At 69.1% G+C, this 20,791-nt stretch carries 20 protein-coding genes and 1 pseudogene; 1 reads left to right on the top strand and 20 read right to left on the bottom strand.

The window, feature by feature from the left end:
- Nucleotides 1-27 precede the first annotated feature (27 nt).
- From WBG99_RS29480 to WBG99_RS29410, 15 genes and pseudogenes are all read right to left on the bottom strand, one after another.
- Nucleotides 28-651, bottom strand: coding sequence for an ATP/GTP-binding protein (locus WBG99_RS29480; protein WP_338899203.1), 624 nt, complete (start codon nt 649-651; stop codon nt 28-30).
- Nucleotides 632-1,042 carry a DUF742 domain-containing protein gene (locus tag WBG99_RS29475; protein WP_338899202.1) on the bottom strand — a complete coding sequence of 137 codons (411 nt, stop codon included), beginning with the start codon at nt 1,040-1,042 and terminating at the stop codon, nt 632-634. The genes WBG99_RS29480 and WBG99_RS29475 overlap by 20 nt, the downstream gene beginning before the upstream one ends.
- Nucleotides 1,039-1,446, bottom strand: coding sequence for a roadblock/LC7 domain-containing protein (locus tag WBG99_RS29470; RefSeq protein WP_338899201.1), 408 nt, complete (start codon nt 1,444-1,446; stop codon nt 1,039-1,041). Before WBG99_RS29470 ends, WBG99_RS29475 begins: the two co-directional genes overlap by 4 nt.
- Entirely contained in the window at nt 1,443-3,080 is a 1,638-nt protein-coding gene (locus WBG99_RS29465) for an ATP-binding protein (RefSeq protein WP_338899200.1), read from the bottom strand. Before WBG99_RS29465 ends, WBG99_RS29470 begins: the two co-directional genes overlap by 4 nt.
- A gap of 650 nt (nt 3,081-3,730) precedes the next feature.
- Nucleotides 3,731-6,580, bottom strand: a complete 2,850-nt coding sequence (locus WBG99_RS29460; protein ID WP_338899199.1) for a DEAD/DEAH box helicase — start codon at nt 6,578-6,580, stop codon at nt 3,731-3,733.
- 141 nt (nt 6,581-6,721) lie between these two features.
- A complete protein-coding gene (gene tatC, locus WBG99_RS29455; RefSeq protein WP_338899198.1) occupies nt 6,722-7,681 on the bottom strand; it encodes a twin-arginine translocase subunit TatC in 960 nt (319 codons plus the stop codon).
- Between the two features lie 47 nt (nt 7,682-7,728).
- Nucleotides 7,729-8,016 carry a Sec-independent protein translocase subunit TatA gene (gene tatA / locus WBG99_RS29450; protein ID WP_338899197.1) on the bottom strand — a complete coding sequence of 96 codons (288 nt, stop codon included), beginning with the start codon at nt 8,014-8,016 and terminating at the stop codon, nt 7,729-7,731.
- A 257-nt stretch (nt 8,017-8,273) separates the two neighbouring features.
- A complete protein-coding gene (locus WBG99_RS29445) occupies nt 8,274-8,468 on the bottom strand; it encodes a hypothetical protein (protein WP_338899196.1) in 195 nt (64 codons plus the stop codon).
- Between the two features lie 9 nt (nt 8,469-8,477).
- A complete protein-coding gene (locus tag WBG99_RS29440) occupies nt 8,478-8,738 on the bottom strand; it encodes a hypothetical protein (protein WP_338900524.1) in 261 nt (86 codons plus the stop codon).
- Between the two features lie 53 nt (nt 8,739-8,791).
- A pseudogene (locus WBG99_RS29435) lies at nt 8,792-9,813 on the bottom strand (WYL domain-containing protein).
- 14 nt (nt 9,814-9,827) lie between these two features.
- The gene (locus tag WBG99_RS29430) at nt 9,828-10,805 is read right to left on the bottom strand and encodes a WYL domain-containing protein (protein ID WP_338899195.1); all 978 of its coding nucleotides are present in this window, start codon (nt 10,803-10,805) and stop codon (nt 9,828-9,830) included.
- Nucleotides 10,806-11,008: 203 nt separating this feature from the next.
- Nucleotides 11,009-11,383, bottom strand: coding sequence for an FKBP-type peptidyl-prolyl cis-trans isomerase (locus WBG99_RS29425; RefSeq protein WP_338899194.1), 375 nt, complete (start codon nt 11,381-11,383; stop codon nt 11,009-11,011).
- A gap of 62 nt (nt 11,384-11,445) precedes the next feature.
- Nucleotides 11,446-12,438, bottom strand: a complete 993-nt coding sequence (locus WBG99_RS29420) for an FKBP-type peptidyl-prolyl cis-trans isomerase (RefSeq protein WP_338899193.1) — start codon at nt 12,436-12,438, stop codon at nt 11,446-11,448.
- 133 nt (nt 12,439-12,571) lie between these two features.
- Nucleotides 12,572-13,933: a Pup--protein ligase gene (gene pafA, locus WBG99_RS29415; RefSeq protein ID WP_033531667.1), complete on the bottom strand. Its 1,362-nt coding sequence runs from the start codon at nt 13,931-13,933 to the stop codon at nt 12,572-12,574.
- A gap of 9 nt (nt 13,934-13,942) precedes the next feature.
- Nucleotides 13,943-15,202, bottom strand: coding sequence for an MFS transporter (locus tag WBG99_RS29410; RefSeq protein WP_338899192.1), 1,260 nt, complete (start codon nt 15,200-15,202; stop codon nt 13,943-13,945).
- A gap of 107 nt (nt 15,203-15,309) precedes the next feature.
- On the opposite strand from WBG99_RS29410, the gene WBG99_RS29405 reads away from it, so the two are divergent.
- The gene (locus WBG99_RS29405) at nt 15,310-16,329 is read left to right on the top strand and encodes a LacI family DNA-binding transcriptional regulator (RefSeq protein ID WP_338899191.1); all 1,020 of its coding nucleotides are present in this window, start codon (nt 15,310-15,312) and stop codon (nt 16,327-16,329) included.
- 156 nt (nt 16,330-16,485) lie between these two features.
- Here WBG99_RS29405 and prcA read toward each other — a convergent pair whose 3' ends face one another.
- From prcA to dop, 5 genes are all read right to left on the bottom strand, one after another.
- On the bottom strand, nt 16,486-17,223 hold the full coding sequence (gene prcA / locus WBG99_RS29400) for a proteasome subunit alpha (RefSeq protein WP_338899190.1): 738 nt from the start codon (nt 17,221-17,223) through the stop codon (nt 16,486-16,488).
- Between the two features lie 67 nt (nt 17,224-17,290).
- On the bottom strand, nt 17,291-18,136 hold the full coding sequence (gene prcB / locus WBG99_RS29395) for a proteasome subunit beta (RefSeq protein WP_338899189.1): 846 nt from the start codon (nt 18,134-18,136) through the stop codon (nt 17,291-17,293).
- Nucleotides 18,088-18,318: an endonuclease domain-containing protein gene (locus WBG99_RS29390; RefSeq protein WP_338899188.1), complete on the bottom strand. Its 231-nt coding sequence runs from the start codon at nt 18,316-18,318 to the stop codon at nt 18,088-18,090. The genes prcB and WBG99_RS29390 overlap by 49 nt, the downstream gene beginning before the upstream one ends.
- Nucleotides 18,319-18,711: 393 nt before the next feature.
- Entirely contained in the window at nt 18,712-18,927 is a 216-nt protein-coding gene (locus tag WBG99_RS29385) for a ubiquitin-like protein Pup (protein WP_338899187.1), read from the bottom strand.
- A gap of 189 nt (nt 18,928-19,116) precedes the next feature.
- Nucleotides 19,117-20,628 (bottom strand): depupylase/deamidase Dop, encoded by a 1,512-nt coding sequence (gene dop, locus WBG99_RS29380; protein WP_338899186.1) that lies wholly within the window; start codon nt 20,626-20,628, stop codon nt 19,117-19,119.
- Nucleotides 20,629-20,791 lie beyond the last annotated feature (163 nt).

The raw sequence follows: 20,791 nt of genomic DNA, 5'->3' as shown, positions 1-20,791 counted from the left end.
GGGACGCGCGGGTGGCTCACACGGGGCTCATGCCGACGCCGCCCCCGACATCGTCAGGGAGTGCAGGAAGCGCATGAGGGTCATCAGGACGTCCCGGCTGGACGCCCTGCGCCGCGCGTCGCAGCGGATGATCGGGATCTCCTCGGCCAGGTCGAGCGCCTGGCGCAGTTCCTCGATCTCGTAGCCGGGGGCGTCGGGGAAGTCGTTGACCGCCACGACGAAGGGCACGTTGCGCTCCTCCAGGCGGTCCATGACGTCGAAGCTGACCTCCAGCCGCCGGGTGTCGACCAGGACGACCGCGCCGAGAGCACCTTCGAACAGGCCGTTCCACAGGAACCAGAAGCGCTCCTGGCCGGGGGTGCCGAACAGGTAGAGCACCAGCTCGTCCGTGATGCTGATGCGGCCGAAGTCCATGGCCACGGTGGTGGCCGTCTTGGACTTGGAGCCGAAGTTGTCGTCGACTCCGACGCCGGCCTGCGTCATGGTCTCCTCGGTCGTCAGCGGCCTGATCTCGCTGACGGACCCGACCATGGTCGTCTTGCCGACGCCGAAACCGCCCACGATCACGATCTTCGCCGCGGCTTGCGCGCTCTGCGGCAGGTGGTCCTCGGTCCGTGGACCCGTGATGGTGTCAGAGCTTTTGAAGTCCATGCATCACCGCCTCGAGGAGGGAACGGTCTGCCCGCGCCTGCCGGACGACCGGTGCGCGCGCCTGTACCAGTTCGGCCGTCAGCAGCTCGGTGAGCAGGGCGGTCACCACGCTGATCGGCAGGTTGAGATAGGCCGAGATCTCGGCCACGGACAGGGGTGCCTGACAGATCCGGAGCAGCGCCGACTGCTCCGGAGCGGCGGAGGGTGGCGGATCCGCGCGCGCCACGATCAATGTGACGAGGTCGATCGGTGCCCTCTCGCCGTCCTCGCCGGTGAGGATGTAGAGCCGCTCGGGGGGGCGCTCCCCCGTTCCGTCCCCGGTGCTTTCCCGGGGCGCCGGGGACGGTGGCTCGTGCTTGGGTTGGCGCCGCTGGCGTTGCGGAGGCGTCATACGGTCTGCCCGTTCCGCCGCGGCGGACTGGTGAGGTGGGAGCCGATCCGGTCGACGAGGTCACGCATGCGGTTGCTCATCAGTCCGGGCTCGGCGATCTCGTTGGCGAGCACCGCGAGATAGGCGTTGGGGCCGGCGGCCATCAGGTAGAAGTAGCCGCCGTTGATCTCGATGATGACCATGCGCATGTGGCCGTCGCTCTGCGGGATCTCGCCGGCTACGGCGCCGGCCAGGCTCTGCAGTCCCGCGCAGGCCGCGGCGACCCGGTCGGCGGCGTCGGGGTCGCCACCGTGGCGGGCGATGCGCAGGCCGTCGGCGGAGAGCACGACGATCTGCTGGATACCGGGTACTCCGTCGGCCAGATCCTTCAGCATCCAGTCGAAGTTGGCTCGTTGCTGGATCACTTGAGGTCCCCCTCGTCGTCGGCCTCCGTGCGGGCCGGCTCGGTGTTCGCGGTGAGAGCGGTGGACGCCGTCGAGTCGTCCGGGGCCTTGAACGCGTTCGGGTCGGGGTCGCCCTTGAACCCGGCCATGAACGCCTCGACCCACATGCCGGGCGGGGGCAGCTCCTTCTCCGGTTCGGGCTCCGGCTCCCACACGGGTGCGGCGGCCATGGCGGCCTCGGCGGCGGCCTCCGCCGCGGCGGCCTCGGCGTAGCGCTGACTGAGCGGGATCGTCGACCGGCTGCGGCGCTGCGGAAGGCCGTTGGCCGTCCACTCGGTGACGACGGGGACGTCGTCCTCCCTGCCCGTGCCCATGTCCTCCGCGGAGTTCGGGATCCGCGGTCCGGTGGTCGGGCGGCGACGCTTGGGCTTGCGGTTGGGCCCCTCGACGCCGCCGGTGTCCATGGTCGGCACGGCGGCGGCGCCGATACCGTGGGCGAGACCGGGTGCGGGCTCTTCGGTGAGCATGTTGCGGGGGACGACGACGACCGCGCGGACGCCGCCGTAGGCGGAGGGCCGCAGCGAGATCTGCATCTTGTACATCGTCGACAGCCGGCCCACGACGGCGAGACCGAGGCGCGGACTGTCGCCGATGTCCTGCATGTCCATGCCCTGCTGGGCCTTGGCGAGCATGTCCTCGACCTTGGCGCGGGACTCCTCGCTGAGGCTGATGCCGCCGTCCTCGATCTCGATGGCGATGCCGGTCTGCACCTCCACTGCGGTGACGTGCACCTTGGTGTGCGGCGGCGAGTAGCGCGTGGCGTTGTCCAGGAGTTCCGCGCAGGCGTGGATGACCGGTTCGACGGCTACGCCGTCGACGTTGACCTTGGCGATCGAGTCGAGCTCGATACGGCGGTACTCCAGGATGCGGGACATGGCGCCGCGCAGCACGCTGTACAGCGGGACGGGCTTGGGCCACACACGGCCGGGGCGACCGCCGCCGAGGACGGCGATGGAGTCGGCGAGTCGGCCGATCAGCGCGGTGCCGTGGTCGATGCGCAGCAGGTCGTCGAAGACCTCGGGGTTGCGCCCGTGGTCCTCCTCCATCTCCCGCAGTTCCTTGTTCTGCTGGTGCACGATCGCCTGGACGCGCCGGGCGATGTTGACGAAGGACCGCTGCGAGGAGTCGCGCAGCGCTTCCTCGCGGTCGATGATGGTGAGCACGGTGCGTAGCAAGTAGCGCTGGGACTCGGGGAGTTCGTGCCACTCCGCGTCGCCGTCGACGACATTGCGAATCACCTCTCGGGGGGATTCTCCGCCGCGGAGCCGGTACAGCGCGGCGGGCAGGATCTCCTTGCCCAACCGGTTGAATTCCTGGTCGTGAGCGGCGATCCGCTGTTCGAAAAGAGCGGTCCGGCACTGGTGTTCGGCGCGCAGTTCACGGACCGCACGACGGCCGCCACGCAGTGCGAGGACCGCGACGGCGATCAGCAGGAGCGTCGCGACGGCTCCGCACAAGCCGACGGCGAGCCGGGCCGTCCCCGTCACCAGGAAGACGGTGGTCCCGGTCGCCGCGGCCATCAGTATCGCCGGTAGCGGCAGCACGCGCGCGTAAGGAAGGTCACGGCCACCGGGAGGCGATTGAACACTCACCATGTATGCCCTCTGTAGACGGATCGGCTGGAGGTCGGGGACTTGCGGGGAGTTGCTGGGGGTTGCTGGGATTCATCCGCGACTCAAACTGAATCTTCGGTATTTTTTGGAACAAGCGCACGAATACACCCCAACTCGGTGCGCTGCGGGCGAGCTTAGTCCGACCGGATCATCGCTGTGTCATATTCAGCAACCGCCTGAAATCACCCTCGCGACAGGAGTACGCTCTGTTCATTTACACACTGGGACGTCATTCGCACACAGTGCGTGACGACGTACGGGCGTGCGGAAAGGGCCATTTGACAGGGTGAATCAGCGTCGGGGGCGGCGTGCCGGGGGCGCGGCTCCAGCTCGCTCTCGCGAGCGCGCCCCGAGGCTGTGCGGGCTCGCCCGACAGGAGGCCGACGTGGGCTCCGGCACAGCTCCCGCAGGCGGTCCTCGGTGGGGGCACCGTCCCGGGCGAGGAGTGCGCCGGCGTACGCGAGCGACGGGCGTGACCGTGGAACGGAGCGCAGAGCCCGGCAGCAGGCCGCCGTCGCGGCGGAGAGGGCGGCCTGGGTGGCCGCCGTGAGTTCACCGGGGCCGGGCACCCGGGTGGAGGCGGGGACGGCACTGACCGTCCTGGTTCCTCAGGGGCGCGGGAAGCGTGGGACCTACCCGACCGACGAGTAAGCCACAACCCCCCTCAGCAGCCCGTCAACCGCCTTCCGTGCGCTCTTCCCCACGGTCGACCCGGCCGGAGCCGCCGCCGAGATCTGCCCCAGCACGTCGATCACCTGCTTGCACCACCGCACGAAGTCACCCGCCGGCATCTCCGCCTCGCGCAGCACCTCGTCGAGCCCCTTGCCCGAGGCCCACATGTACGCGGCCCAGGCGAAGCCGAGGTCCGGCTCCCGCTGCCCGACCCCTTCGCTCTGTGTGATCCGGAACTCCTCCTCCAGAGCGTCCAGCCGCCCCCAGATCCGCACCATCTCGCTTAGCGCGGCCTTGGCGTTGCCGGACGGCAGCTTCGGCGCCATCGCGTCGTCGCCGACCCGGGCCTCGTAGACCAGGGCCGAGACGCACGCGGCGAGTTCGGCGGGCCCGAGCCCTTCCCAGACGCCGGCCCGCAGGCACTCACTGGCGAGGAGATCCAGCTCGCCGTAGAGCCGCGCGAGCCGCTTGCCGTGCTCGGTGACCTCGTCGCCGCGCAGGTAGTCCAGCTCGGTCAGCAGGGCGACGATACGGTCGAAGGTCCGCGCGATCGTGTTGGTGCGGCCCTCGATGCGCCGTTCCAGCTGGGCGGTGTCCCGCTTGAGCCGGTGGTAGCGCTCGGCCCAACGGGCGTGGTCCTCGCGGTCGTCGCACCCGTGGCACGGATGGGCGCGCAGCTCGGCGCGCAGCCGGGCGATCTCCCGGTCGTCGGCGGCGGCGGCCCGCCGCTTGCGGTGCCGGTCCGGCACCAGGTGCCCGGCCTTGGTGCGCAGCGCGGAGGCCAGGTCCCGGCGGGACTGGGGCGAGCGCGGGTTGAAGGACTTAGGGATCCGCATCCGCTCCAGCGCCTCGACCGGCACCGGGAAGTCCATGGACGCCAGCCGCTTGACCTGCCGCTCGGCGGTCAGCACCAGCGGACGGGGGCCGTCGTGGTACTCGAACCCCCGGTGGCCGTTGGACCGCCCGGCGGGCAACCCCGGGTCCAGCACCAGCGCCAGGCCCGCGTACTTGCCGGTCGGCACATGGATCACGTCACCGGGCTTCAGCTTCTCCAGCGCGACGGCCGCCTCGGCGCGCCGCTGGGCCGCGCCCTGCTTGGCCAGCTCGGTCTCTCGGTCCTTCAGCTCCCGCCTGAGGCGCGCGTACTCCTCGAAGTCCCCGAGGTGGCAGGTCATGGACTGCTGATAGCCCTCCAGCCCCTCCTCGTTGCGCTGCACCTGCCGGGAGATCCCGACGACCGACTTGTCGGCCTGGAACTGCGCGAAGGACGTCTCCAGGAGCTCGCGCGAGCGGTGCCGGCCGAACTGCTCGACCAGGTTGACCGCCATGTTGTACGACGGCTTGAAGCTGGAGCGCAGCGGATACGTACGGGTGCCCGCGAGTCCGGCGAGGTGGTCGGGGTTCATGCCCCGCTGCCAGAGCACCACGGCGTGGCCCTCGACGTCGATGCCTCGCCGGCCCGCACGCCCCGTCAGCTGGGTGTACTCGCCGGGGGTGATGTCGGCGTGCTGTTCGCCGTTCCACTTGACGAGCTTCTCCAACACCACCGAGCGCGCGGGCATGTTGATGCCGAGGGCGAGGGTCTCGGTGGCGAACACGGCCTTGACCAGGCCGCGTACGAACAGTTCCTCGACGACTTCCTTGAACGTCGGCAGCATGCCCGCGTGGTGGGCCGCGATACCGCGCTCCAGGCCCTCCAACCACTCGTAGTAGCCGAGGACGTGGAGGTCCTCCCGCGGGATCGAGGCCGTGCGCTCCTCGACCAGGGCGCGCACCCTGTGCCGGCCGTCGTCGTTGTTCAGTCGGAGTCCGGCGTGCAGGCACTGCTGGACGGCCGCCTCGCAGGCGGCGCGGCTGAAGATGAAGGTGATGGCGGGCAACAGGCCTTCGGAGTCGAGCCGTTCGATGACTTCGGGGCGGCTCGGGATCCAAATGCGAGAGCGCTGTCGGCGCTCGCGCTCACGGTCGGCCTCGCGCATGGCGCGGCCTCGTCTGCGGTCCTGGTAGGAGGGGCGGCTGGCCTCCATGCGCGCCATGCGCGTGAGGTCGGGGTTGACGGCCTTCTTGTGGCCCTCGCCCTCCTCGAAGAGGTCGTACATCCGCCGTCCGGCGAGCACGTGCTGGAACAGCGGCACGGGCCGGTGCTCGGAGACGATCACCTGGGTGTCGCCGCGTACGGTGTCCAGCCAGTCTCCGAACTCCTCCGCGTTCGACACGGTGGCCGACAGGGAGACAAGGGTGACCGACTCGGGGAGGTGGATGATCACCTCTTCCCAGACGGCGCCGCGGAAGCGGTCGGAGAGGTAGTGCACCTCGTCCATGACCACGTGGCCGAGGCCGAGGAGGGTCCGGGAACCCGCGTACAGCATGTTCCGCAGCACCTCGGTGGTCATCACGACCACGGGGGCGTCGGAGTTGACGCTGTTGTCGCCGGTGAGCAGGCCGACTCTCTCGGCGCCGTAACGGCGGCACAGGTCGGCGTACTTCTGGTTCGACAGCGCCTTGATGGGTGTCGTGTAGAAGCATTTCCTGCCCTGCTGGAGGGCGAGGTGCACGGCGAACTCGCCGACGATCGTCTTGCCCGAGCCGGTGGGGGCGGCCACGAGGACGCCCTTGCCCGCCTCGAGCGCCTGGCAGGCCTCGATCTGGAAGGGGTCGAGACCGAAGTCGTACATCTCGCGGAAGGACGCGAGCGCGGTGGCCTGCTCGGCAGCGCGCCTACGTGCTGCCGCGTAACGCTCGGCCGGTGAGAGATCCTCTGTCATCGTGCTTTCGAGACTACCGGCCCCCACTGACAACAGGACGATCATTATCCGGATCGTGCTTCCGGAAGGCGGGGGCGAGGGGGTCTGCCCCGCGAGCCGGAGTCGTGACGACGGCAGTGGGCCCCACCGAGGCCATCGGTGGGGCCCACTGGCGTCGTCCCGTCACGCCGCGGCGTGTGCGGCGGCTCAGGTCACGTCGTCGTAGCCGTTGATCCGGTCACGTTCGGTCTCCGGTGAGGGTGAGGGTGACGGCAGCGCGCGGTGCGCCGACACGGCCTCGACCTCGCCGACGTCCTCGGGGGTGAGGTCCAGCTCGGAGGCCTCGTCGTCGGCGGGCCCCAGCGCCTCAAGGTGCCGCCTGCGGCGGTCGTTCAACAGGGCGAACGCGGTGGCGGCGAAGTACAGCAGGATGATCGGCACGGCGAGCGCGATCATCGACACCGGGTCGACCGTCGGCGTGGCGAAGGCGGCGAACACGGTGACGCCCATGATCATGCCCCGCCACCAGCCCAGCATCCGGCGCCCGGTGACCATGCCGGTCATGTTCATCATGACCAGCACGAGCGGCAACTCGAAGGCGAGCCCGAAGACGATCACCATGCGGGTCACGAGGTCCAGCAACTCATCCAAGGGCAGCAGGTTGACCGCGCTGTCGGGAGTGAAGTCGAGCAGGACCTCGGCAGCCGCGGGCAGCACGTGGTACGAGAAGTAGGCGCCCGTCATGAAGAGGGGGAAGCCCGCCGCGACGAAGGCCATCGAGTAGCGCTTCTCGTGCCGGTGCAGGCCGGGCGCGATGAACGCCCAGAGCTGATAGAGCCAGACGGGGCTGGCGATGACCACACCGGCCGTGAGGGACACCTTGATCATCAACGTGAACGGACCCATCAGACCCGACATCGTGATGTTGCCGCAGGCCCCATCCCTCTCTTTGGCGAGCTCCGTGAACGCCCGCGTGCAGCCGACGGACTCCTGGACGGGCCGGGTGAGGAAGTTGATGATCTCCTGGTAGAAGACCAGACCCACCACTGCGGCCAGCATGATGGCCAGCATCGCTTTGCCCAGCCGGTTACGGAGCTCGCGAAGGTGCTCCACGAGGGGCATCCGCCCCTCGGGATCCTTCTCGTTGTTGCGGGCAGACTTGAGCAACCCACGTTCCCATCTCGTGCGGCGGGCCGGAGGTCACCGGCCCTGCGTCAGCGCTTGGTCGTGTCCGTCGGCTCGGCGACCGGGCGGGAGCTGGTCACATCGCCGGGGGCGGCCTGGATGGTGCGCTGAACCGGCGCGGCCTCGTCATGCGGAGGCGCGGACGCGGCGGTGGTGTTGTCCTGGCCCTCGGACTTCATCGCCTTGGCCTCGCTCTTGAGGATGCGCGCGGACTTGCCGAGCGAACGCGCCATGTCCGGAAGCTTCTTCGCACCGAAGAGCAGGATGATGACGACGAGGATGAGAATGATCTCGGTGGGGCCGAGCCTTCCGAACATATGCTTTTACCTTCTCACCGAGGCGGCGGGTGGGGGCTGTCCGACTGGTCGGCCAAGTGTCCGACCGATCGTGCTGGCAGCGATCGTAACGCTCAGGGGTGATTGCGAGGCAATCCCTGTGCGTACTCCCAATTCGCGACCCGGGCCTCGTTCTCCGTGCCGCGACAGGCAGCGTACCTGCCGAAGGTATGAAGGTGACAGGGCGAAGTGGCGCAAAACGCACCCGGCGGTCAACTCACAGGGGCCTCGGCCGAAACTCACAGAGTGTCCGCAGAGCGGGCCGCGCTCAGCGTCGCCCGCTCCAGGTCCTCCGCCGCCCGGTTGATCCGCTCCGCCGACTCCGCGACCTGCCGACCCAGCCGCTGAGCCTCCAGGAACACCCGGACGGCGAGCACCCCGAGCACGACGAGCCCCACGAACCCCATAGCTACCGCGAACATCGCCCAGAACATGCGCCGACCTTAGCCCGGCGAATGCAGCCGCAGGGTCCGCACCCCGCCCCCCGTCAGCAGCTCGACGATCCGCTCGCCGGCCGGCTTGCGGACGGCGATGCCGCACTCGGGGCAGGTGAAGGAGTAGAAGGTGGTCTTGCTGGTGGCGCCGATGGCCAGCCGCAGCGCGCTCGCGCCCAGCTCGACATGGGCCCGGCAGTCGGGGCAGCCGGCCCTGAACACCACGTCGACCGCCCTCTTCATCCCCGCGAAGGCGACAGCCGCGGTCATCTCCTGGATCTCCTGCACACCCGACTTCACACCGGACACAACCGACCCGCCACTCACAGCCCTCGCTCCTCCGTTTCCTGGTAGTACGCCGGTGCGATCTCCTCGTAGGCCGCCAGGGCCTCGCCGGCCGCGCGGCGGGCACTGTCGGCGAGGTCCTGGGGGAGACGATCCGGCCGTCGCGCCCGAGGCGCAGCGCGAGGCGCCGCAGGGATGCGGGGTCGGGGGTGCGCAGGCTGATGCGCAGCCCGCCGTCCGGCAGCTCCTCGGCGCTGTCGTGCGGGTAGTACTCGGCGACCCAGCGCCCGCCGGGGCCGACCTCGACGACCACCTCGGGATCCTCGGCCGCGGGCTGCACCAGGGCCTCCGACAGATCCCGCAGCTCGATCTCCGGCGGCGCGGACGGCTCGTCCAGGATCTTGATCTCGGCGACCCGGTCGAGCCGGAAGGTGCGGCGGGCCTCGGAGCGCCGGCACCAGGCCTCGACATAGGTGTGACCGACGCTGACCAGGCGGATCGGGTCGATCTCGCGTTCGGTGACCTCGTCACGCGCGGGCGAGTAGTAGCGGATCCACAGCCTTCGGCGCTCCGAGATCGCCCGGTCGACGTCCGCGAAGACCCCGCCCTCTGCCTCGAAGGTGACCGACAGACGCGAACTGGCGCCCGCCGCCTCCCCGGCCGCGGTCTCGACCTTGGCGGTGGCCCGCAGCAGGGCCTGCCGGTCGCTCTCACGCAGCCCCGGCAGCGTGGCCACCGCGCGGGCGGCCACCAACAGGGCCGTGGCCTCGTCGGCGGCCAGCCTGAGCGGCTCGGCGGCCTCCGCCCCGAGGGCGGCCGGGTTGTGCCACCAGATCCGCTCGCCGTCGGTGTCGATGTCGAGCAGATCTCCGCCGCGGAAGCTGGTTCCGCACATGGGCAGCACATCGAGGTCCGAGACCAGCTCGTCCTCGGTGATCCCGAAAGCGCGCGCGACATCCTCGACCCGGGCGCCGGGCCGCTCCCGCAGATACGTCACCAGGGAGAGCATCCGCCGGGTCTGGTCGATGGCGTTCGCCGGCCGGGCCGGTTTTCCCACCACTTTCTTACGTCCCCTCAGCCCTTGGCCACGGCACGCAGCCGGTCCACCACGTCGGCCCGCAGCTCGGCGGGCTCCAGGACGACCACGTCGGGCCCGAACTCGACCAGCCAGGCGTCCAGACCGTGCCCGTACGGAATCTCCAACTCGTCCCAGCCGTCTCCGAGTTCCCGTACGGTCGTGGCCTTCGCCCGCAGCGGGTAGCCGGCGCCGGAACGCAGCCGGATCAGGGCGGAGCGGTCGGCGGTCTCCCCCGCCCAGCTCGCGACCGTCTCGCGCACGGTGACGACGTCCGGGATCTCGACGGTGAAGCCACCGGCCCGGCTGCGGACCCTGCCCGTGATCCGGGAGAGCCGGAAGACACGCTCGGCGCCCCGGTCGCGATCCCAGCCCGCGAGGTACCAGTGGCCGCGCCAGCACTCGAGGGCCCACGGCTCCACATGCCGCGTCTCGGGGCGGGCGGCGGTGGCCTTGCGATACTCGAACACGACGGGACGGCGGTCACGGCAGGCCAGCATCAGCGGCTCGAAGGCGACCTCGTGCACCGGGATCCGCGGCTCCAGGGCGCCATGGGCCTCGTACGGATGGACGTCCTCGGGCAGCCCGGCCGCGCGCAGCTTCTGCAGGGCGCCGCTCGCGGCACCGGCGAGGCGGGCCTGCTGCCAGACCTTCGCGGCGAGACCGAGGGCCGCGGCCTCCTCGGCGTCGAGGGTGATGGGCGGGAGGCTGTTGCTGTCGCGGCGGGCCAGATAGCCGACCTCGCCGTCGAGGTTCTCCACCGTCTCGATGACCAGGCCGAGTTCGCGCAGATCGTCCTTGTCGCGCTCGAACATGCGGTTGAAGGAGTCGTCACTGCCCGCTGCGCCGCTGCCCGGGCCGGCGGCCTCGACATACGCCTCGATGGAATCCCGCAGCTCCCGCTTGCTGAGCGGCCGGCGCGTCCCCAGCAGACACAGCGCCAGGTTCATCAACCGCTCGGCCTTGGCAATGGCCATCGACGCCCTTCCTATGGGTGTTTCCGCGGCACGACCGTACCGCTACGAAGCGTCGCGGCAAAAGCCGAGGGCCCATGCCCGGACAGGCATGGACCCCAGGTGATCAGGCCCGAACGGATCCCGGACCCATAGGGAACAACGATCAAGCGGATCGATCGACCGGACGACCATCCGGTACGACGGTCAGACCCCGCCTCGGTCGATCAGACCTTGACCAGGTCGCAGACGAAGATCAGCGCCTCGCCGGGGGCGATACGGCCGCCACCCGCACCCCGGTCGCCGTACGCGAGGTGCGCCGGGATGATCAGCTGACGGCGACCGCCGACCTTCATCCCCTGCACGCCCTGGTCCCAGCCGGAGATGACCTGGCCGACGCCGAGCCGGAACTCCAGCGGTGTGCCGCGGTTCCAGGACGCGTCGAACTCCTCACCGGTGGAGAACGCCACACCCACGTAGTGCACGGAGACGGTGTCGCCCGCCTTGGCCTCCGGGCCGTCGCCCACCCAGATGTCCTTGATCTCAAGGTCCTTCGGGGGCTCGCCGCCGGGGAAGTCGATCTCGGGCTTCTCAATGCTCACGTCTTCAGGCTCCTGCTTGTGTACGAACGAGACAACGCGGGACAGTCTCGCATCCCGGGGGCTCACATCTTCGCGAGGATGTCCACCGTGAACACCATCGTGGAGTCCTTCCCGATGTCGCTGCCACTCGGCGGCGTGTCCCCGTAACCCAGCTTCGGCGGGATGACGATGAGGAGGCGACTGCCCACCTTCTTGCCGGTCATGCCCTGCGACCAGCCCTTGACGACCTGCTGCAACCCGAACGAGCTCAGCGCCTCCCGGCTGTACGAGGAGTCGAACTCCTTGCCGGTGTCCCAGATGACGCCCCTGTACTGCACCAGCAGACTGTCCTCGGCACCGACCTCGGGGCCGTCGCCCTCGATGACGTAGTTCGCCACCAGCTCGGCCGGCGGGTCGGCCTTCGGCACCTCGATGGCCGGGGCCTTGCCGTCGGTGTCGGTGCCCACCTTCGGCAGATCCGCGTTGTCCTGCGCGACCTTCGTGCCCTGGGCGGAGCTCTTGGCGTTGAAGGTGTTCTGGATGTCGACGACGAAGACCAGCGTGTCGGTGCCCTTGATGCCCGCCCGGGCGTTGCCCTCGGTGCCGTAACCCCAGGTCGGGGGCACGGCCAGCTCGACACGGCTGCCGGCCTTCTTCCCGGCCAGCCCGTACCGCCAGCCGTCGATGATGCCCTGCGGGGTGAGCTGGATGACCAGCGGCGTCTTACGGTCGTAGGAGTTGTCGAAGACCTTGGCCGTGGCCCAGATCTGCCCCAGGTAGTTCGCCTGGACATAGTCACCCTCGGCGACCGTCCGGCCGGTGCCCGCGATGACCGTCTTCACCGCCAGGTTCTTCGACGGGTCACCGCTGCCCTTGGCCACGGTCGGCTTCTCGTCGAACTTCGTACCGTCCGTGATGGCGGGCAGCGGACCGTCCACGATCTTCGGCGGCTTCGCCCCGCTCGCCGACGCGGACGGGCTGCTGGAGGCCTTGGCCGAGTCGGACTCGCCGTCGCCGCAGGCGGCGAGCGTGACCAGTCCAGCGGGAACAGCGATGAGCAGGGAGCGTCGGCGCACGGTGAAGGCCTCGTATCGGTCGATCTTGTCGGATGGCGTGCGCGCAACTCTACGGCGTGAGAAGGGCGCCGTACGGCAAACGTACGGCGCCCCGCGTTGCGTTCCGGGAATCAGGGACCGGAACATTTTCCGCTCACATTCCGGCGATCAGCTTCTCCACCCGGTCGTCCACCGAACGGAACGGGTCCTTGCACAACACCGTGCGCTGTGCCTGGTCGTTGAGCTTGAGATGCACCCAGTCGACCGTGAAATCACGACGCTGTTCCTGGGCACGCCGGATGAAGTCACCACGCAGCCGGGCCCGAGTGGTCTGCGGCGGCACCGACTTGCCCTCGAAGATCTTCAAGTCGTTGCAGATACGGGCGGCCTGGCCTTTTCTCTCCAGCAGGTAGTACAGGCCACGACGGCGGTGGATGTCGTGATAAGCGAGGTCTATCTGCGCGACCCGCGGATGCGACATGGTCATGTTGTGCTTGGCTCGGTACCGCTCGATGAGCTTGTACTTCATCACCCAGTCGATCTCGGTGCCGATCCGGTCGAGGTCCTCCGCCTCGATCGCGTCCAGCGTGCGGCCCCACAGCTCCAGGACCTGCTCGACGGTGCCCGTACGGATGCCGCGGCGCTCGACGAAGTCCACGGCCTTCTCGTAGTACTCGCGCTGCACCTCCAGCGCGGAGGCCTCACGGCCGCTGGCCAGCCGCACCTTGCGGCGGCCGGTGATGTCATGGCTGACCTCGCGGATCGCCCGGATCGGGTTCTCCAGGGTGAGGTCACGCATGACCGTGCCCGCCTCGATCATCCGCAGCACCAGGTCGGTGGCACCGACCTTGAGCAGCATGGTCGTCTCGGACATGTTCGAGTCGCCCACGATGACGTGGAGACGACGGTACCGCTCGGCGTCCGCGTGCGGCTCGTCACGGGTGTTGATGATCGGCCGGGAGCGGGTCGTCGCCGAGCTGACGCCCTCCCAGATGTGCTCCGCGCGCTGGCTCACGCAGTACACCGCACCACGCGGGGTCTGCAGCACCTTGCCCGCGCCGCACAGCAACTGCCGGGTGACGAGGAACGGAATGAGGATGTCCGCGAGCCGGGAGAACTCCCCGTGCCGCGCCACCAGATAGTTCTCATGGCAACCATACGAGTTGCCCGCGGAGTCCGTGTTGTTCTTGAAGAGATAGACGTCGCCCGCGATTCCCTCCTCGTGCAGGCGGCGTTCGGCATCGACCAGCAGTCCTTCGAGAATGCGCTCGCCGGCCTTGTCGTGAGTGACCAGTTCGGTCACGTTGTCACATTCGGGTGTCGCGTATTCCGGATGTGAGCCCACGTCGAGATAGAGGCGGGCCCCGTTCCGCAGAAACACATTGCTGCTGCGGCCCCATGACACGACACGGCGGAAGAGGTACCGCGCCACCTCGTCAGGAGACAGACGGCGCTGTCCCCTGAACGTGCACGTGACGCCGTACTCGTTCTCCAGCCCGAAAATGCGGCGGTCCATGACTGAACATTACGCCCGATCCACCGAGCTGAAACGAGGTTCGACAGCACGGTTCGGATCATTTTCCGACGAGACCGCGACCACCGCGCCCTCAGAGGGACCAGCCAGAACCCTCCCCGTCGCCAGCAGAACCAGCAGGGACACCGCCCCCGCGGCACCCGGCACGACGAACCCCCACAGCGTGCCGCCCCACTCCACCACGGGCCCCGCGGCGGCGGCACCGAGCGACTGACCGACCGTGAACGTCGTCACGATCCAGGAGAACGCCTCCGTGACCGTGCCACGCGGCGCATGCCGGTCCACCAGGACGAACGCACAGGCTATGGCCGGTGCCAGGAACACCCCGGCGAGCGTCGTGAGCCCCGTCATGCCGACCGGGCCCGGCAGCAGCGTCAGCGGCACATAACAGACCGCCAGAAGCGCCACCAGCACCTGCAGTCGACGCTCCGGCGCCCCCCGCCAGTGCCGCGCCCCGTACACCGTGCCCCCGACGAGAGCACCGAGCCCCACGCCCGCCATCAGCCAGCCGTACACGGCGTCCCCGCCGTGACCGTCCGCGTACGACAGCGCGGCGACCGTGATGGAACCGAGCGCGATGCCGACGAACAGGAACGCGCCGAGAAGGGCCAGCAGCCCCGGCGAGCGCAGCGCCCCCAGCCAGTGCGCCTCGCGCGGGGCGGAACGCCAGGCGCGCGAGGGCGGCGAGACGACCACCCACAGGGCACCGAGCACCCCGACGAGGTTCAGTACGACGAGCGCGGCCGACGCGGACCACAGCGACACACACAGCGTCACCAGCAGCGGCCCGACAGTGAACAAGAGCTCCTGGGCCACCGCGTCCATCGCGTACGCCGTGTGCACCTGTTCCTGCCTGCGCAGCACGGAGGACCACAGGGCCCGCAGACCACCCTCCAGCGGAGGCGTGAACAGCCCGGCGACGACCATGCAGAGATAGGCCACCGGCAACCGGTCCAGGTCCGACACGGCGAAGACGGTCATACCGAGGGCCGAGACCACCGCCGCCGGCAACTGCACACGCGGCTGCCCGTGACGATCCACCAGCCGCCCCAGCAGCGGCTGCCCGGCCGCGTTGGCGACGCCGTACACCGCCGCCAGCGCGCCCGCGAGGCTGTACGTCCCGCCCTCCGCACGGACGAAGAGCACGATCGCGATCGCGGCGGTGGCGTTCGGCAGCCGGCCCACGAGCGTTCCGGCCAGCAGTCGCGCGGCGTGCCGCGCTCTGAGGATCTCCAGGTACCCGGCAGCCATGCCCTGCCTCTCAACTGCTTTTCGACAGATGAAGTGTTACGTATAACGTGCTCCGTCATACGTACCATGTGCCCAGTCCCCGAGTCCAGACGAAGGAGCACGCCGCGGTGGCACGAGGTAGCACCCGGCCCACGAGCCGCGACGTCGCCCAGGCAGCCGGCGTCTCCCAGGCCGCCGTCTCCCTGGTCCTCGGCGACAAATGGCGCGGACGCGTCTCGGAAACCACGGCACACCGCGTACGGGAAGCCGCACGCGAACTCGGCTACCGACCCAACCTCGCCGCCCGCAACCTCCGCCTCGGCCGCACCCGGACCGTACTGCTGGTGGTACCGGCCTTGACGACGGAATTCTTCGCCGGTGTCTATACAGGCGCTGCCCGAGTCGCCGAACGGCACGGCTTCGGCGTGGTGCTGTATCCCTCGCCCGAGGGCATCGGCCCCGCCCGCGACCCCTTCGCCTCCGCCCGGGCCGCCCTGGACGGCGTCATCGCCTCCTCGATGGCCGCCGAGGCGCTGACCGCCATCCGGGGCGACCAGCTGCCCCTGGTGATGCTGGACAGCGACCCGCGAGGCAGCCTCGGGGCCGCCACCGTCAACCTCGACATCCGGGACGGCGTACGGCAGGTCGCCCAACACCTGCTGGCACTGGGCCACCGCCGCTTCCTCCACCTGGCCGCCGACGTACCCTCCTGGACCTTCGACCTACGCGCACGGGAACTGGCGGCACGGGTCGCTTCGGTGCCGGACACGTCCCTGCGCACGGCCGCCGCGCCGATCTCCATCGAGGGCGCGCTGGCCGCGGCGGAAGCCGCGCTGGGCGAGCCGGCGCCGGGGACCCGGCCCACCGCCGTGGTGTGCGACGACGACAAACTGGCGGCCGGGGTCTACAAGGCCGCGCGGCGGCTGGCGCTGCGCGTGCCGGAGGACGTCTCGGTGACCGGGCTCGACGACCTGGCCCTAGCCACGGCACTCGATCCGGAACTGACGACCGTGCGGCTGGACGCGGAACGGTTCGGGGAGCGGGGCATGGAGGCCCTGCTCGCGGTCCTGGAGGGCCGCACACCGACGGAGGGGGACATTCCCGTGGAGCTGGTGGTCCGGGGGTCCACGGCACCACCAGGGCCCTGAGGGGCTCGTCCGCCCGCGGGCGGGGTGGCTCGTCGCACGGTCACTTCCCCCCGCACCCCCTGGAAGGCACGCCGCAGTGAGGCGGTCCAACGCCGCGCGCCCCGGCCAGGACCGGCCGGGGCGCGCTACGGACTGGCGGCGGGGCACTCGGCCTGCCTACTCCTCCTCGGAGCTCTCGGCCTCCGTGGACGCGCCGTCCGTCTCCAGGAGGCGGTCGAGCTGGCGGCCGACGATGCGCTTGAACTTGCGCTTCTGGGGGCGCGTACGGTCGAGGACGGCGACTTCCAGACGCTCGGCGGGAATCTCCCGCTGGGTGCCGTTCGTATCGCGGGACAGGGCCTGCACGGCCAGCTTCAGAGCCTCCGCCAGGGACATGCCGTCCTGGTGACGCTGGTCCAGATAGCCGCTGATCTGCTCGGTGTTGCCACCGACCGCCACCGAGCCGTGCTCGTCGACGATCGAACCGTCATGCGGCAGCCGATAGATCTGGTCACCCTCAGGGGTCTCCCCCACCTCGGCGACGACCAACTCCACCTCGTACGGCTTCTCCGCCGCCGACGAGAAGATCGTGCCCAGGGTCTGGGCGTAGACGTTGGCGAGCCCCCGGGCGGTCACATCGTCCCGGTCGTAGGTGTAACCACGGAGATCGGCGTAGCGCACACCACCGATCCGCAGGTTCTCGTACTCGTTGTACTTGCCGGCGGCGGCGAAGCCGATCCGGTCGTAGATCTCGCTGAACTTGTGCAGCGCGCGGGACGGGTTCTCGCCGACGAACACGATGCCGTCGGCATACTGCAGCACGACCAGGCTGCGGCCACGGGCGATGCCCTTGCGGGCGTACTCCGCCCGGTCGGCCATCGCCTGCTGGGGTGAGACATAGAACGGCGTCGACACCGGTTATCCGTCCCTTTCTGTCGAAGTCACTGGATCACCTTGATAAGAAGGCCGTCGACCGGATCGGCTAGAGCAGGGCGGCGCGCGGGCCGTCGGGCTGCTCCAGACGCCGCTCCAGGATCGAACGCGCGATCCCGGAGGACTCCTCGTCGGTGAGCCGGCGGAAGCCGTCCTCGGTGATCACTGTGACGATGGGGTAGATCCGGCGGGCGACATCGGGACCACCGGTCGCCGAGTCGTCGTCTGCCGCGTCGTACAGGGCCTGGATCACGAGAGTCGTGGCCTGGTCCTCGGTCAGGTCCTCACGGAAGAGCTTCTTCATGGCACCGCGCGCGAAGATCGATCCCGAGCCGGTGGCCGCGTAGCCGCTCTCCTCGGAACGGCCGCCCGTCACGTCGTAGGAGAAGATGCGGCCCTTCGCGCGGTCCACATCGAACCCGGCGAAGAGCGGGACGACGGCCAGCCCCTGCATGGCCATGCCCAGGTTGGAACGGATCATCGTGGAGAGCCGGTTCGCCTTGCCCTCCAGGGAGAGCTGAGCGCCTTCCACCTTCTCGAAGTGCTCCAGCTCCAGCTGGAACAGCTTCACCATCTCCACGGCCAGACCGGCCGTGCCGGCGATGCCCACCGCCGAGTACTCGTCCGCCGGGAACACCTTCTCGATGTCCCGCTGCGCGATCATGTTCCCCATCGTGGCCCGGCGGTCACCGGCGAGCACCACACCGCCGGGGAACGTCACGGCCACGATCGTCGTGCCGTGCGGGGCCTCGATGACGCCCTGGGTCGGCGGCAGCTGCCGCTTGCCGGGCAACAGCTCCGGCTGGTGGTCCGACAGGAAGTCCATGAAGGACGACGACCCAGGCGTCAGGAAGGCAGCTGGTAGACGCCCGGTGCTACGAGTGTTGGCTTCCACGCGTTTCCTTCCACGTATGTCGCAGCCCGCCTCATGACGTCGGGCCGATCCTTGAACTGCCCCGCCGCGTTGCGGCTGAAGCACAGTACGCCTCGGACCCTACCCGTCTCGTGGCAGTGATCCACATGCTCGGCGGGGGCAGCGAGACAGATGCAACAGATGCCCTGTTGCTCGGCAACCATCGCGTCCAACCCAGTTGCGGTGAGACGTACTTGCGCTTGAAACAGCTGATCCGGTTGCGCTCTGCACGGCACGTTCGGCGGTAGCTGGCCCAGCCGTCCGAAGAGGTCTTGTTGCGCTCCCATTCGGAGTGCGGCCTGACCTGTTCGCATTGCGGGCAACGCTGGTGCTCACGCGGGACCGGCACCTTGGGCCGGACCCTTTGGCCTCCTGGCACTGCCGGTAGTACTCGGCTGAGCACTCCCGGCAGTACGCCTGGAGACCGTCGGTCATGGACTTGTTGCTGGCGAACGCCGTCCCCGACAGACAATGCCTGCACCGTGAGCAGCGTCGCGATCCCGAACCCTTCGATCACTCACGAATCCCACGATTTCATCTTTGACGCAAAGATGAAATCACTCCCCACCCTTCTGAACGAAGGACCTCACGAAATCCTCTGCGTTCTCTTCAAGCACGTCATCGATTTCGTCCAGAACCGAGTCCACGTCGTCGCCCAGCTTCTCCTGTCGCTCCTTGAGGTCCTCCGAAGCCTGCGCCTCGGGTGCTTCCTCGACCTCTTCGGTGGAACGCGTGGCCTTCTGCTGTCCGCCGCCGGTGTCCTTGGTCGCCATAACCCTCACCCCGCTCAGTTCGCCCGACATGGTCGGCAGGTCGGCTTTCCTGCCGATCGGTCATGATCAGACCCTACAAGCCGGGTCTGACATTGGCCCCGTTGTTTCCACAACGTCCGGGGACCACCTCGATGATTCCCGGACGCCACTGCTTCCACCCTGCCCGGCGGAACCGGATCAAAGCCCGGTTCAGTTACCGGACAGGACCCTGACCAGGTCTTCTGCCGTGCGGCAGCGGTCCAGGAGCTCCTTGACGTGATTTCGCGTTCCGCGAAGCGGTTCGAGGGTTGGGACGCGCTGGAGTGAATCCCGGCCCGGAAGATCGAAGATCACCGAGTCCCAGGAGGCCGCCGCGACGTCGTCCGCGTACTGCTCCAGACAGCGCCCGCGGAAGTACGCCCGGGTGTCCTCCGGCGGCTTCGTACGGGCCCGGTCGACGTCCGCCTCGTCCAGGAGCCGCTTGATCTTGCCGCGGGCCACGAGACGGTTGTAGAGGCCCTTCTCGGCGCGGACGTCGGCGTACTGGAGGTCGACGAGGTGCAGCCGGGCGGCGTCCCAGTCGAGGTCGTCGCGGCGCCGGTAGCCCTCCATGAGTTCCCGCTTGGCGACCCAGTCGAGCTCTCCGGAGAGGCTCATGGGGTCGTTCTCCAGGCGGTTCAGGGTGTCCTCCCAACGAGTGAGGACGTCCTTGGTCTGTGCGTCGGCGTCGGCGCCGAAGCGCTCCTCCACGTATTTGCGCGACAGCTCGTAGTACTCCATCTGGAGTTGTACGGCGGTCAGGGTACGGCCGCTGCGGAGGGTGATGAGGTGGTGCAGGGACGGGTCGTGGGAGACCTGGTGCAACGTCCGTACAGGCTGGTCGACGGCCAGGTCGACGGCGATGAAGCCGTCCTCGATCATGGACAGGACCAGGGCCGTCGTGCCCAGCTTCAGGTAGGTGGAGATCTCCGAGAGGTTCGCGTCGCCGATGATCACGTGGAGGCGGCGGTGTTTCTCCGCGTCCGCGTGGGGCTCGTCGCGGGTGTTGATGATGGGGCGCTTGAGGGTGGTCTCCAGCCCTACCTCGACCTCGAAGTAGTCGGCGCGCTGACTGAGCTGGAAGCCGTGTTCGTGGCCGTCCTGGCCGATGCCGACGCGGCCGGCGCCGGCGAAGACCTGGCGGGAGACGAAGAACGGCGTGAGGTGGCGCACGATGTCCGAGAAAGCGGTTTCCCGCTTCATCAGATAGTTCTCGTGTGTGCCGTAGGAGGCGCCCTTGTTGTCGGTGTTGTTCTTGTAGAGGTGGATCGGCTGGGCGCCGGGGAGCTGGGCGGCGCGTTCGGCGGCTTCCGCCATGACGCGTTCGCCGGCTTTGTCCCACAGGACGGCGTCCAGGGGGTTGGTGACCTCGGGGGCGCTGTATTCGGGGTGTGCGTGGTCGACGTAGAGCCGCGCGCCGTTGGTGAGGATGACATTGGCGAGGCCGATGTCCTCGTCGGTGAGCTGGCTGGAGTCGGCGGCCTCGCGAGCGAGGTCGAAGCCTCGCGCGTCCCGCAGCGGGTTCTCCTCCTCGAAGTCCCAGCGGGCCCGGCGGGCCCGGTGCATCGCCGCGGCGTAGGCGTTGACGATCTGGGACGAGGTGAGCATGGCATTGGCATTGGGGTGGCCGGGGACGGAGATCCCGTACTCCGTCTCGATGCCCATTACTCGCCGTACGGTCATGCGGCCCTCCTTGCCCGGCGGCGTCCTCGGTCGGGGACGCCGCTCAAGTACCGCTGGCGCTCCGGTGCGTGTGCGGTGCCCGTCCCCGCACTGCGCGACTCGGCGGTACGAAAGAGCCTAGAACGGCTCTGCGCTGGTGGGGAGATCATTTGCGTCATTGCCT

The sequence above is a fragment of the Streptomyces sp. TG1A-60 genome (genome assembly GCF_037201975.1).
Lineage (GTDB): Bacteria > Actinomycetota > Actinomycetes > Streptomycetales > Streptomycetaceae > Streptomyces.
Note: the sequence above shows the minus strand (reverse complement) of the source record. Positions and strands in the feature narration are given on the sequence as shown.